General features: G+C 53.7%; 12 protein-coding genes. 4 read left to right on the top strand and 8 right to left on the bottom strand.

The window, feature by feature from the left end:
- Nucleotides 1-138 precede the first annotated feature (138 nt).
- Nucleotides 139-906: a phosphatidylglycerophosphatase B gene (gene pgpB / locus URZ40_RS12875; RefSeq protein WP_116339495.1), complete on the bottom strand. Its 768-nt coding sequence runs from the start codon at nt 904-906 to the stop codon at nt 139-141.
- A gap of 197 nt (nt 907-1,103) precedes the next feature.
- On the opposite strand from pgpB, the gene ribA reads away from it, so the two are divergent.
- Nucleotides 1,104-1,694: a GTP cyclohydrolase II gene (gene ribA, locus URZ40_RS12870; protein ID WP_028013401.1), complete on the top strand. Its 591-nt coding sequence runs from the start codon at nt 1,104-1,106 to the stop codon at nt 1,692-1,694.
- A gap of 37 nt (nt 1,695-1,731) precedes the next feature.
- On the opposite strand, the gene acnA is transcribed toward ribA, so the two are convergent.
- The 6 genes from acnA to topA all read right to left on the bottom strand — a co-directional run bounded on the left by acnA (nt 1,732) and on the right by topA (nt 9,218).
- The gene (gene acnA / locus URZ40_RS12865) at nt 1,732-4,407 is read right to left on the bottom strand and encodes an aconitate hydratase AcnA (RefSeq protein WP_116339493.1); all 2,676 of its coding nucleotides are present in this window, start codon (nt 4,405-4,407) and stop codon (nt 1,732-1,734) included.
- A 163-nt stretch (nt 4,408-4,570) separates the two neighbouring features.
- Complete coding sequence (gene ymiC / locus URZ40_RS12860; RefSeq protein WP_226857662.1) at nt 4,571-4,669, bottom strand: small membrane protein YmiC; 99 nt, start codon at nt 4,667-4,669, stop codon at nt 4,571-4,573.
- Nucleotides 4,670-4,806: 137 nt separating this feature from the next.
- Nucleotides 4,807-4,977 carry a hypothetical protein gene (locus URZ40_RS12855; protein ID WP_032644881.1) on the bottom strand — a complete coding sequence of 57 codons (171 nt, stop codon included), beginning with the start codon at nt 4,975-4,977 and terminating at the stop codon, nt 4,807-4,809.
- A gap of 2 nt (nt 4,978-4,979) precedes the next feature.
- Nucleotides 4,980-5,120 (bottom strand): YmiA family putative membrane protein, encoded by a 141-nt coding sequence (locus URZ40_RS12850; RefSeq protein ID WP_213743510.1) that lies wholly within the window; start codon nt 5,118-5,120, stop codon nt 4,980-4,982.
- A 338-nt stretch (nt 5,121-5,458) separates the two neighbouring features.
- Nucleotides 5,459-6,433 carry an HTH-type transcriptional regulator CysB gene (gene cysB / locus URZ40_RS12845; protein ID WP_061097998.1) on the bottom strand — a complete coding sequence of 325 codons (975 nt, stop codon included), beginning with the start codon at nt 6,431-6,433 and terminating at the stop codon, nt 5,459-5,461.
- A 187-nt stretch (nt 6,434-6,620) separates the two neighbouring features.
- The gene (gene topA, locus URZ40_RS12840) at nt 6,621-9,218 is read right to left on the bottom strand and encodes a type I DNA topoisomerase (protein ID WP_163330854.1); all 2,598 of its coding nucleotides are present in this window, start codon (nt 9,216-9,218) and stop codon (nt 6,621-6,623) included.
- Nucleotides 9,219-9,617: 399 nt separating this feature from the next.
- On the opposite strand from topA, the gene URZ40_RS12835 reads away from it, so the two are divergent.
- Nucleotides 9,618-9,869 (top strand): YciN family protein, encoded by a 252-nt coding sequence (locus URZ40_RS12835; RefSeq protein WP_003856804.1) that lies wholly within the window; start codon nt 9,618-9,620, stop codon nt 9,867-9,869.
- A 34-nt stretch (nt 9,870-9,903) separates the two neighbouring features.
- Here the strand turns inward: URZ40_RS12835 and sohB are convergent, their stop codons facing one another.
- Entirely contained in the window at nt 9,904-10,950 is a 1,047-nt protein-coding gene (gene sohB / locus URZ40_RS12830; RefSeq protein WP_116339489.1) for a protease SohB, read from the bottom strand.
- A gap of 251 nt (nt 10,951-11,201) precedes the next feature.
- Here sohB and URZ40_RS12825 point away from each other — a divergent pair, with 251 nt between their 5' ends.
- Together URZ40_RS12825 and cobO are read left to right on the top strand one after the other, a co-directional pair.
- Nucleotides 11,202-11,963: a YciK family oxidoreductase gene (locus URZ40_RS12825; RefSeq protein WP_320720639.1), complete on the top strand. Its 762-nt coding sequence runs from the start codon at nt 11,202-11,204 to the stop codon at nt 11,961-11,963.
- The gene (cobO, locus tag URZ40_RS12820) at nt 11,960-12,550 is read left to right on the top strand and encodes a cob(I)yrinic acid a,c-diamide adenosyltransferase (protein WP_316379288.1); all 591 of its coding nucleotides are present in this window, start codon (nt 11,960-11,962) and stop codon (nt 12,548-12,550) included. The genes URZ40_RS12825 and cobO overlap by 4 nt, the downstream gene beginning before the upstream one ends.
- The last annotated feature ends 35 nt before the right edge of the window (nt 12,551-12,585 follow it).

The following is a 12,585-nucleotide window of genomic DNA, read 5'->3' as shown; positions in this document are numbered from 1 at the left end:
GTTATGTGGTTCAAGCGAATAAAGTGTGTTCAACCCACCGCAATCAGCCTTATAAACTACCATTTTAGCGACGGGCGCGAAACGGAAAAAGTAACGCGCACGTCATGGATTTATGGGCGAAATGCACAATATCAACCGTCAGGCGTCGCTTTGTTCCCTTTCGGCGATCTCTTCTTTCTCTTCAGGCGGTGGCGTGAGCGGGCCGCAGAACCGTTCTGCAAGCCAGGTTGCCAGCGTTACCAGCATCCAGGAGATCAGCGTAGCAACCACCAGATCCCGCGGCCAGTGCATCCCCAGCAGCAAGCGGCTGCCCATAACCCCTGTCGCCCAAACCAGTAAAATCGCGATGGTCATCGTGCGACGTCGAGGCCAAAGCAGCCCAACGCCCAGCAACGCCCAGCTGGCCGCAAACATCGTATGGCCGGAAGGAAACGCGAAACCCGTCTCTTTTTGCCAGTGCTTACGCAGGAATTTGGGAATATCTTCCTGTTCCGCAAGCTGTTCTTTCACCAGCGCACCGCGATCTTTACGCTTTAAATTGTAGAACTCATCCACCGGAACATGGTGTGCTTTTTCCAGCCAGACGACAAAAGGTCTTGGCTCCTGAACATGATCCTTTACCCAGGACTTCACACCCTGTCCAATAACGATCGCGCCGCCGAGGATAGCAAAGAGCATTAGCGCCGCGCGCAATCGAAAGCGCAAGCACCACAAGAACCAGCCGCAAAGGATGACGTGGGTAATAATTCCCCACGGTTGCGTGACCGTTTCCGTTACCCAGTATAACGTTTTCAGCCACGTGGCATTCTGCCCCGGCTGCCACATCCAGCCGGAGACCCACACGGCCAAAGGCATAATCAGTAAAATGGCCGCGCCTGCTGCCGTACGTCTGGCGATTGAAAGCATGTCTTCTCCTTTTTCGCTAAGCCTCACAATCATAACTGAAATTCATTCGATGGGTGGATATGTCGGATCGTGCGTTTAACGTTCATATAGCATGGTGCCCATTAGGCGAACGTGCTGAGCTTGTGGCAAAATGAACAAATACAGAAAGCAAAACAGGCGTAAGGCACGAAACGTGTCAGCCTACTCTGGAGAATCACATGCAGCTTAAACGTGTGGCAGAAGCCAAACTGCCAACCCCATGGGGCGATTTCCTGATGGTGGGGTTTGAAGAACTGGCAACCGGACAGGATCATGTCGCGCTGGTCTACGGCGACATTTCAGGGCAGACGCCGGTACTGTCCCGCGTCCATTCGGAGTGTCTGACCGGCGACGCGTTGTTCAGCCTGCGCTGTGATTGCGGTTTCCAGCTCGAAGCAGCCCTTACCCATATCGCCGAAGAAGGCCGCGGCGTGCTGCTCTATCACCGTCAGGAAGGTCGTAACATTGGTCTGCTGAATAAAATCCGCGCTTATGCACTGCAGGACCAGGGTTACGATACGGTGGAAGCCAACCACCAGCTCGGTTTTGCCGCCGATGAACGCGACTTCACGCTGTGCGCCGATATGTTCAAGCTGCTGGGCGTGGACGAGGTTCGCCTGCTAACCAATAACCCGAAAAAAGTTGAGATCCTCACCGAAGCGGGGATCAACATCGTCGAGCGCGTGCCGCTGATTGTCGGCCGCAACCCGAAAAACGCCCACTATCTCGATACCAAAGCGGCCAAAATGGGCCATCTGCTGAAAGAGTGAGAGTAAAAAGCCCGGCACAAATGCCGGGCTTTTTTTATCAATCCAGCATCTTACGGATCACATAATGTAAAATGCCGTCGTTCTGGTAGTAGGTCAGTTCGGTTGCGGTATCAATACGACAGCGGCATTCCAGTACCTCTGTTTTCCCGTCTGCCCGCGTTAATTTCACCGGCACCGTTTTGCCCGGCTGCAGGTTTTGCAGGCCGCTAATATCAATCTGCTCTTCCCCGGTCAGGCCCAGCGTTTTGCGCGTGACGCCCTGCGGGAACTCAAGCGGCAGGATCCCCATGCCAATTAGATTCGAGCGGTGAATACGTTCAAATGACTCGGCAATGACCACGCGAACGCCAAGCAGACGTGGACCTTTCGCCGCCCAGTCACGGCTGGAGCCGGAACCATACTCTTTCCCGGCGATAACCGCCAGCGGCGTACCTTCCTGCTGATATTTGACGGCTGCGTCATAAATCGACACGACTTCAGTCCCCGGCAGATGGCGCGTCATCCCCCCTTCCACGCCCGGAACCATTTCGTTACGAATGCGGATGTTGGCAAACGTTCCGCGCATCATCACTTCATGGTTACCGCGGCGCGAGCCGTAAGAGTTAAAATCGCGGCGCTCCACTCCCCGGCTTTGCAGATAACGGCCTGCCGGGCTGTCGGCTTTGATACTCCCCGCCGGAGAGATGTGGTCAGTGGTGACGGAGTCCCCCAGCATCGCCAGTATGCGCGCGCCATGGATATCCTTAAGCGGTGCAGGCTCGGCCAGCATCTCATCAAAGAACGGCGACAGACGAATATAGGTAGAGTCGTCCTGCCAGTCATAGGTGTCCGAGCCCACAACGTTGATGGCTTTCCATTCCGGCGTACCTTCAAACACTTCCGCATACTCTTTGCGGAACATCTCGGTAGAAACCTTTTCAACGGCCATCGCAATTTCACGCGATGACGGCCAGATATCTTTCAGGTAGACAGGCTCATTCTTGCGGTCGTGACCAATGGGATCGGTCGCCAGGTTAATATTCATGTTCCCGGCCAGCGCGTAGGCCACCACCAGCGGCGGCGAAGCGAGCCAGTTGGTTTTCACCAGCGGGTGAATACGCCCTTCAAAGTTACGGTTACCGGAAAGGACTGCGCCAACCGTCAGATCGCCCTGCCTGATTGCCGTTTCAATAGGTTCAGGAAGCGGGCCGGAGTTACCAATACAGGTGGTACAACCGTAGCCCACGAGGTTAAAGCCCAGCTCGTCAAGATACGGCGTTAGCCTGGCCTGTGCCAGGTAATCCGAAACCACTTTCGAGCCCGGTGCCAGCGAGGCCTTGACCCACGGCTGGGGTTTCAGCCCCAGCTCAACCGCTTTTTTAGCCAGCAGACCGGCCGCCATCAACACGCTGGGGTTCGAGGTGTTGGTACAGGAGGTAATAGCGGCAATGACAACCGCGCCGTCCGGGAGCTGATACTGATGTCCGTTCAGAACATAGTCGATTGGGCGATGGTCCTTCTTCGCCACGTTGACTTCCAGCTCATTGCTGGCGGCAAACGCTTTTGGCACGTCGCTTAACGCCACGCGATCCTGTGGACGCTTCGGACCGGCGAGGCTCGCCTCAACGCTTCCCATGTCGAGCGCGAGCGTGCTGGTAAATACCGGCTCATCGCCCGGATTACGCCACATGCCCTGCGCTTTGGTATACGCCTCCACCAGCGCCACCTGCTCTTCGCTGCGACCGCTCAGGCGCATGTACTCCAGCGTGACGTCATCAATGGGGAAAAAGCCGCAGGTTGCGCCATATTCTGGCGCCATATTGGCAATGGTCGCACGGTCAGCCAGCGGCAGCGAATCCAGCCCGTCACCGTAAAATTCAACAAATTTGCCCACTACGCCATGCTTACGCAGCATCTGGGTAACGGTGAGCACCAGATCGGTGGCGGTAATGCCCTCAGACAGCTTCCCGGTGAGCTTAAAGCCCACAACATCAGGGATAAGCATGGAGACCGGCTGACCAAGCATGGCGGCTTCCGCTTCGATACCGCCGACACCCCAGCCCAGCACACCGAGGCCGTTAATCATAGTGGTATGGGAATCTGTGCCCACCAGCGTGTCCGGATAAGCCACCCACTCTTTGTCCTGCAATTCACTCCAGACGGCTTTACCGAGATATTCAAGGTTAACCTGGTGACAGATACCGGTGCCGGGTGGAACTACGCTAAAGCGGCTGAACGCCTGCTGGCCCCACTTCAGGAAGACATAACGCTCGTGGTTACGCTCCATCTCAAGACGCACATTCTCGCCAAAGGCATCGTCATCACCGAAGTGGTCAACGGTTACGGAGTGGTCAATCACGAGGTCGACGGGGGAAAGCGGGTTCACTTTAGCCGTGTCGCCACCGAGGCGTTTAACCGCCTCACGCATGGCGGCGAGATCCACCACGGCAGGCACGCCGGTGAAGTCCTGCATCAGGACCCTTGCCGGGCGGTAGGCAATTTCTCTGTCGGCATGGGCATTCTTAAGCCACCCCGCCAGCGCCTGAATATCGTCGAGAGTGACGGAATCACCGTCCTGCCAGCGCAATAGGTTTTCCAGCAAAACTTTCAATGACTTGGGTAAACGCGAAATGTCCCCAAGCGTTCTGGCAGCCAGCGGCAGGCTATAGTAGTGCCAGGTTTTATTTTCTGCCTGTAATGTGTCCTTACTGGCTTCGCGTAGGGTTAACGACATAAGCTCCTCCTTAATTACAGAGATGTCCTGACAATCATCAGGGCCGTAATTAAAGATAACACAAAGATGTCGTAACGTTTTGATAACAACCCGAATTGATAAATTTAGGAATGGTCCAGAGGAGGGCAAAACAAAAAACCCCGCCGCAGCGAGGTTTTATCATTTAGTGGATGGCCAGCCAGATGAGCTGACTCCAGAACAGAATCGACAGGGTAAAAACGCCGATCCATGACCAGTATTTTTGAGACATCATGTTATTCATCATAGGGACACCAGGCATTATTTATTAAACATTCCGAGGCAGGTCCTCGTGCTATATTGCTGATGTGTATTTATTAAAGAGTACAAAGGTGCACAATCATTATTCAGACTAGCTGCATCATTACGCAATAAACTAAATTATTGTTTTTTGGGTTCGTCTTCCGCGAACACATCAATAAAAGCCTGCTGCTGCGGCGTCAGTTTCCAGGACGCTGGCACAGCTGTCGCAGGGGCTTTGCGTCCTTTGTGAACAGTGTCATGATGCTGACACATCCGTTTTGCCGTTTCTGTACGTACCGTCACTGCCATATTCAACCCCAATATTTCCAGGCCAGGAGAGCAACCATCACCCAGAACAGGGCGGAAACGAGAAAGACCGCCAGCCAGGCTTTACGCTTGAGCGCAGGATCCCTTTGCGGTTCTTCACTTCCTGAAGGCATTGCTAACCTCATACAATCGATATCGCTTATCATTTAGGACCAAACAATTGGTACAATTAATCATCTGTTGAGATAAATCCTAAAGAAACTTTAGCCGAAAAGCCAGTGAATTTACGCATCAGGAGGCATGAAATATTCAATCTTTTGACCAGAAATAAATATTTGAAAAGAAAAATTTGCGTAGCCGTTAATTAGTTTCTATTTTTGTCGCCAATTCACGACATTAAAACCACACAAATTAAAAGGATAATGGCAATATATGGCAGGGAAAGTGCAGATGATGATAATTCTAATTTAGCTTTAAGCCGATATTTCGGTATCTTTCCCTCAGGGAAAGATACCGGGTGTGATTATTTTTCGGGGAGTTTGATATCTTTAAACATCTCTTCAATATCTTCATTTGAGCGTAATGCCACGGCGGTATCCACCACGTCACGCGTTAAATGCGGGGCAAAGCGCTGAATAAAATCATACATATAGCTTCGCAGGAAGGTACTACGACGGAAGCCAATTTTTGTCGTGCTATGGCTGAAAATATCATGCGCATCAAGACGCACCAGGTCGGGGTCTGATACCGGGTCGACCGCCATGCTGGCGATTACCCCTACCCCCAGGCCAAGCCGTACATAAGTCTTAATGACGTCGGCATCGGTTGCGGTAAAGACAATCCGCGGCGTTAACCCGGCCCGGTTGAAGGCGGTATCAAGCTCAGAACGTCCGGTGAAGCCAAACGTGTAGGTGACTAAAGGATATTGCGCCAGCTCTTCGATTGTCACCGACCCTTTGCCCGCCAGCGGGTGATCGGGAGTCACCACAATGGAGCGGTTCCAGTGATAGCACGGAAGCATGACCAGATCGTCATACAAATGAAGTGCTTCCGTCGCGATGGCAAAATCTGCATTGCCCTTCGACACCGCCTCAGCAATTTGCGTCGGCGAACCCTGGTGCATATGCAGAGAGACGCGCGGATAGCGCTCGATAAAGCCCTTAATAACACCCGGTAACGCATAGCGCGCCTGGGTGTGCGTCGTGGCAATATACAGCGAGCCTTTATCCGGCCAGGTGTGTTCCCCCGCCACAGACTTAATCGCATCGACTTTGGAGAGGACTTCCCGCGCAATACGGATGATTTCCTGCCCTGCTGGCGTCACCTGGGTAAGGTGCTTACCGCTGCGGGCGAAAATCTGAATACCTAATTCGTCCTCCAGCATGCGAACCTGCTTGCTGATGCCCGGTTGCGAGGTATAGAGCCCCTCGGCGGTAGAAGAGACATTAAGGTTGTGATTCACCACCTCAACGATATAACGAAGCTGCTGTAATTTCATGCCAGACCATCCGATTTAGCGCACGCGGTCAATCGCTTAAGACGATTTGATAATAAGAAAAGGGTTAACTATAACCACTATATCATTTATAGCCCGACTGTATAGTACGGAACAAAAAATAATAATAAGGTAATAAAAAAGGGCCGGATGTCCGGCCCTTTTACAGGTAAGTTACGGTTAAGGAAGATTATTTCTTGCCTTCAACCCATTTACCATCGACATAGAAGGCGGACCATCCGGTCGCTTTGCCCTCTTTCTCTGCCGCCACGTACTGCTGCTTCGTTTTACGGCTAAAACGGACCACCGTCTTATTGCCTTCAGGATCCTGCTGTGGCGCATCGGCCAGATAACGCAGTTTTTCAGGCAGGCGATCGCGGAAGCGATACAGCTCTTCTACCAACGGCGCACGCGTTTCACGCGATTTCGGGAAGGTGTTCGCGGCCAGGAAGACTCCTGCAGCGCCATCACGCAGCACGAAGTACGCGTCGGATTTCTCACACGGCAGTTCTGGCAGCGGAACCGGATCTTCCTTCGGCGGAGCCACTTCACCGTTACGCAGAATTTTGCGCGTGTTTTTACATTCGTCGTTGGTGCAGGCCATGTACTTACCGAAACGCCCCATTTTCAGGTGCATTTCAGAGCCACACTTCTCGCACTCCACGATCGGGCCGTCATAGCCTTTAATGCGGAACTCGCCCTCTTCGATCTCATACCCATCACAGGTTGGGTTATTACCGCAAACGTGCAGTTTGCGTTTAGGATCGATCAGGTAGCTGTCCATCGCCGTGCCGCATTTTTTGCAGCGGCGCTTGGCGCGCAGGGCGTTAGTCTCCGCATCATCACCCTCCAGCACGTTGAGAACTTCGTTCTCCGGCACCAGGTTGATGGTGGTTTTGCAGCGCTCTTTTGGCGGCAGCGCGTAGCCTGAACAGCCCAGGAAGACGCCTGTTGTCGCGGTACGAATACCCATCTTACGGCCACAGGTCGGGCAGTCGATGCTGGTAAGAACCATCTGGTTAGGCAGCATGCCGCCCTCTTCAGGATCTTTCTCCGCTTTCTCAAGCTGGTTGGTAAAGTCGCTGAAGAAACTGTCGAGAACCTTCTTCCACTCAGCCTTGTGGCTGGCCACCTCGTCGAGGCTGTCTTCCATCTGCGCGGTGAAGTCATAGTTCATCAACTCGCGGAAGTTAGCTTCCAGACGGTCAGTGACAATCTCCCCCATTTTTTCGGCATAGAAACGGCGGTTTTCTACGCGAACGTAACCGCGGTCCTGGATGGTTGAGATGATTGACGCGTAGGTTGACGGACGGCCAATTCCGCGTTTTTCCAGCTCTTTAACCAACGACGCTTCACTAAAGCGCGCAGGCGGCTTGGTGAAGTGCTGGGCCGGAACCAGATCGACAAGCGACAACTCGTCGCCTTTGTTTACCGCAGGCAGCGTACGGTCTTCATCACCTTTACGCAGCGCAGGCATCACTTTCGTCCAGCCGTCGAAGCGCAGGATACGGCCGCGCGCTTTCAGACGGAAATCGCCCGCGCCAACGGTCAGCGTAGTGGAGTCGTACTTCGCCGGCGTCATCTGACACGCGACGAACTGACGCCAGATCAGCTGATACAGCTTCTGGGCGTCGGCTTCCATATCTTTCAGCGACTCGGCAAGCACAGAGACATCAGAAGGACGAATCGCTTCGTGCGCTTCCTGAGAATTCTCTTTGCTGGCGAACTGGTTGGCGCTCTCCGGCAGGTATTTTTTACCAAAGTTGTCGCTGATATAGCCGCGCACCATGTTCACCGCGTCCTGGCTCAGGTTCGTTGAGTCAGTACGCATGTAGGTAATGTAACCCGCTTCATACAAACGCTGGGCCATCATCATGGTTTTCTTCACGCCGTAACCCAGACGGGTGCTCGCCGCCTGTTGCAGTGTTGACGTGATAAACGGCGCGCCAGGCTTGCTGCTGGTCGGCTTATCTTCGCGTTCCAGCACCTGATATCGCGCTTTTTCCAGCAGCGCCACGGCGGCCATGGTCTGGTCGCGGTTTTCAGGGCGGAAAGGCTTATCGTTGTGATGGCTGACCTGCAGCGGCAGCGCGTCACCGCCCGGGGTGGTGACGTTGGCGTCAACTTCCCAGAACTCTTCCGGCACGAAGGCTTTAATTTCGCGTTCACGCTCAACGACAAGACGCACGGCTACCGACTGCACGCGTCCCGCAGACAGGCCGCGGGCAATCTTTTTCCACAACAGTGGAGAAACCATGTAACCCACAACGCGGTCCATAAAGCGACGCGCCTGCTGGGCGTTTACACGGTCGATATTCAGCTCGCCCGGCTTCTCAAACGCCTGACGAATCGCATTCTTTGTAATTTCGTTAAACACTACACGGCTGTAGCGTTTGTCATCTCCCCCGATCACTTCCCGCAGGTGCCACGCAATGGCTTCCCCTTCGCGGTCAAGGTCGGTTGCGAGATAGATGTGGTCTGCTTTTTCAGCAAGCTGCTTCAGCTCGTTAACGACTTTTTCTTTCCCGGGCAGCACTTCATATTGTGCATCCCAGTTGTGCCATGGGTTAACACCCATGCGGTTGACAAGCGCGCTACGTTCATCCTTTTTAGGCTTTTTAGCCCCTTTGGTGGAGGTAGAGTCTGCGCTCTTTTTGCTGGCTGAGCCACTGGTCGGCAAATCGCGGATGTGACCAACGCTGGACTTAACCACGTAGTCATTACCCAGATACTTATTGATCGTTTTGGCTTTTGCCGGGGACTCAACGATGACGAGAGCTTTACCCATATTCACCTTTACCTAATTTAATTCTTCCAGGAATACGCCGCACGTTGATTTCCCTTCCGCTGACGACGAGCCAATGATATTGCGACTGCGTCAGGGGATATCAACCCCTATGTCTTACCGAACGTCAGAATGGCGACATCCAGGTCATTGAGTTATCGGGTATTTTTCTCACATCTCGTATAATTCGTGACGAATTCCCGGTCGAATGTCAAGCAATTCTGTTGCCAGAATGACGAAAGCGCACACTCTACCTGATAAAATTCGTTACGCAACTTTATTAGCATGCAAAAGCAAATCCCGCCAACCTGCCCTCTGCATCTTATCCCCTCACATTACAGGGAAAATTTGCCCCCAAAGCGCCCCCGGCGTAGACTATTGTCACTGTTTAAGGAGTGGATTATGCAGAATACGACCCAACCTATTGACCGAGCCTCTCTGCTTATCGAAGCAAACAAGCTTATTCGTGACCATGAAGATACGCTCGCAGGCATTGAAGCCACCGGCGTTGAGCAGCGTAATGGCGTGCTGGTTTTCAGCGGCGAATACTTCCTTGACGAGCAGGGGTTACCGACCCCGAAAAGCACCGCCGTGTTTAATATGTTCAAATACCTGGCGCATACGCTTTCAGAGAAATATCACCTGGTCGATTAATGCAAAACGCGAGGCAGATGCCTCGCGTTTTTGTTTACAGCAGCGGTTTTTGTCCGCGCTGTAGCCAGCGAAGCAGCAGGCGGTCCGCGCTTTCCGCCGCACTGTTGGTAAAGCGGTCCATAAGTCGTTTGCGCTGGGTAAAGCGCACGCCTACCAGTTCACGGCCTTCCATCAGGTTGAGCAGCAGGTCATCGCTGGTACCCACTTCATCCACCAGCCCTTTTTCCTGCGCCTGAATGCCGTACCAGTGCTCACCGGTCGCCACCTGTTCAATATCCAGCGTTGGGCGCATGCGGTGTACGAAGTCTTTAAACAGATGGTGGGTTTCATTCAGATCTTCACGGAATTTTTGACGCCCCTCTTCCGTGTTTTCACCCAGCAGCGTCAGGGTGCGTTTGTACTGACCCGCCGTGTGGAGTTCGATATCAATCTCTTTATTTTTCAGGAAGCGGTTAAAGTTAGGGATCTGTGCGACCACGCCAATTGAACCAATGATGGAAAACGGCGCCGCAACAATTTTGTCCGCCACACAGGCCATCATATAGCCACCGCTCGCCGCGACTTTATCCACCGCCACGGTAAGCGGGATCTGCTTCTCTCGCAGGCGCTGCAGCTGTGAGGCGGCCAGCCCGTAACCGTGAACCACCCCGCCCGGGCTCTCAAGACGCACCACGACCTGATCCTGAGGCGTTGCCACAGCCAGCACGGCAGTCACCTCTTCGCGCAGCGAGGCGACTTCATGCGCATCCATGCTGCCTTTAAAATCGAGCACATAGACGCGAGGTTTTGCGTCAGACTGTGGCGTCGCGAGCTTCGCTTTCGCCTTCGCGGCTTTGGCTTCCTGCTTATGCTTTTTCTTCTGGGCTTTCAGCCACAGCTTTTGTTGATGACTATCAAGCAGCGAGAGGGACATCTCTTCCTGCATCTCTTTATACTGTTCGCTCAGGCGGGTAATGCGTAACTCCCCACGCTGACGCTTGCGCTGCGTCAGGTTAACAATCAGAACGGCAACCACCGCAATGGCAATTACCACCGTCGCGATTTTGGCCAAAAACAACCCATATTGAGAAAGTAATTCCACGCGTTCCACCTTGATTTAACCACGAATCTTTCACGGCAGTGTACAACAGCCCTGCCTCTGCGTCTCGCCCGTGACATTACCTCTGCGAGCCGTCTTCAGGAATCCCCGCTCCGCGGTTTAAATATTTGCAAATTGTTAATTTTACAGTAATACGTCCTGTAGACTGATTGAATTCTCACGCTAATTCGGGCATAAAGCCGAAAAGTCATTATGAAGGCGTGATTGAGATACCGTGCGCCTGAGGAGTCACCGTGCATTATCAACCGCAAAAAAACCTGCTGCAGAACCGAATCATTCTTGTCACCGGCGCCAGCGATGGTATTGGTCGCGAAGCGGCCCTGACGTATGCCGAGTATGGCGCGAGCGTCATTCTGATTGGGCGCAACGAAGAAAAGCTCAAAGGGGTAGCAAAGGAAATTGAAGCCGCAGGCGGCACGCCGGCCCCCTGGTACACGCTCGATTTGCTGACATGCACGCCAGCGGAGTGCCAGGAACTTGCCCGCCGTATCAGTACCCACTACCCACGTCTGGACGGCGTGCTGCATAATGCCGGTTTGTTAGGCGAAGTGCGTCCGATGGATGAACAGGATCCGGATATCTGGCAGCAGGTCATGCAGGTTAACGTCAACGGCACCTTTTTCCTCACGCAGGCCTTGCTTCCTTTATTACTCAAATCCGAGTCCGGGTCTCTGGTCTTCACCTCTTCCAGCGTAGGCAGAGAGGGACGCGCAAACTGGGGGGCTTATGCTGTCTCAAAATTCGCGACCGAGGGCATGATGCAGGTGCTGGCGGAGGAGTATCAGAACCGCCATCTGCGCGTAAACTGCATTAACCCGGGCGGTACGCGCACCAGCATGCGTGCCTGCGCGTTCCCGACAGAAGATCCGCTGAAGCTGAAAACCCCGGCAGACATAATGCCGCTCTATCTCTGGCTGATGGGTGACGACAGCCGCCGCAAAACCGGAATGACCTTTGATGCACAGCCGGGCCGCAAACCGGGGATTTCGCAATGAGCGAAGAGCGTCATCAGCAGCGCCAGCAGCGCCTGAAGGAACAGGTTGACGCCCGCGTCGCGGCAGCCCAGGACGAGCGTGGGATCGTCATCGTTTTTACCGGGAACGGCAAAGGCAAAACCACTGCCGCGTTTGGCACCGCTACCCGCGCCGTCGGCCACGGGCAAAAAGTGGGGGTCATCCAGTTTATCAAAGGGGAATGGCCCAACGGTGAGCGTAATTTGCTTGAACCTCACGGCGTTGAGTTTCAGGTGATGGCGACCGGGTTTACGTGGGATACGCAGAACCGGGAAACCGATACCGCAGCCTGCCTTGCCGTCTGGGAGCACGCCAAAAGAATGCTGGCTGACCCGGCGTTAAATATGGTGCTGCTGGATGAGATCACCTATATGATCGCCTACGACTACCTGCCGCTGGAGGACGTATTGGATGCACTGAAGAACCGACCTGCGCATCAGACGGTTATCGTGACAGGTCGCGGGTGTCATCGGGAGATTCTGGAGCTAGCAGATACCGTGAGCGAACTGCGTCCGGTCAAGCATGCGTTTGATGCAGGCATCAAAGCACAAATTGGCATTGATTACTAAAGAAAAAAGCCCGGTACGTTCACCGGGCTTTTTTT

Origin of the sequence: Enterobacter sp. 296B2 (genome assembly GCF_034106185.1) — a bacterium.
Classification (GTDB): Bacteria; Pseudomonadota; Gammaproteobacteria; order Enterobacterales; family Enterobacteriaceae; genus Enterobacter; species Enterobacter cloacae_N.
This window is presented reverse-complemented; position numbering and strand designations above follow the sequence as displayed.

Excerpts from the sequence above, each read along its gene's own strand:
- cobO (WP_316379288.1), top strand. The coding sequence starts at position 11,960 with ATGAGCGAAGAGCGTCATCAGCAGCGCCAGCAGCGCCTGAAGGAACAG.
- URZ40_RS12855 (WP_032644881.1), bottom strand. The coding sequence starts at position 4,977 with ATGGCAGTGACGGTACGTACAGAAACGGCAAAACGGATGTGTCAGCAT.
- ymiC (WP_226857662.1), bottom strand. The coding sequence starts at position 4,669 with ATGAATAACATGATGTCTCAAAAATACTGGTCATGGATCGGCGTTTTT.
- URZ40_RS12835 (WP_003856804.1), top strand. The coding sequence starts at position 9,618 with ATGCAGAATACGACCCAACCTATTGACCGAGCCTCTCTGCTTATCGAA.
- acnA (WP_116339493.1), bottom strand. The coding sequence starts at position 4,407 with ATGTCGTTAACCCTACGCGAAGCCAGTAAGGACACATTACAGGCAGAA.
- cysB (WP_061097998.1), bottom strand. The coding sequence starts at position 6,433 with ATGAAATTACAGCAGCTTCGTTATATCGTTGAGGTGGTGAATCACAAC.
- pgpB (WP_116339495.1), bottom strand. The coding sequence starts at position 906 with ATGCTTTCAATCGCCAGACGTACGGCAGCAGGCGCGGCCATTTTACTG.
- URZ40_RS12850 (WP_213743510.1), bottom strand. The coding sequence starts at position 5,120 with ATGAGGTTAGCAATGCCTTCAGGAAGTGAAGAACCGCAAAGGGATCCT.
- topA (WP_163330854.1), bottom strand. The coding sequence starts at position 9,218 with ATGGGTAAAGCTCTCGTCATCGTTGAGTCCCCGGCAAAAGCCAAAACG.
- ribA (WP_028013401.1), top strand. The coding sequence starts at position 1,104 with ATGCAGCTTAAACGTGTGGCAGAAGCCAAACTGCCAACCCCATGGGGC.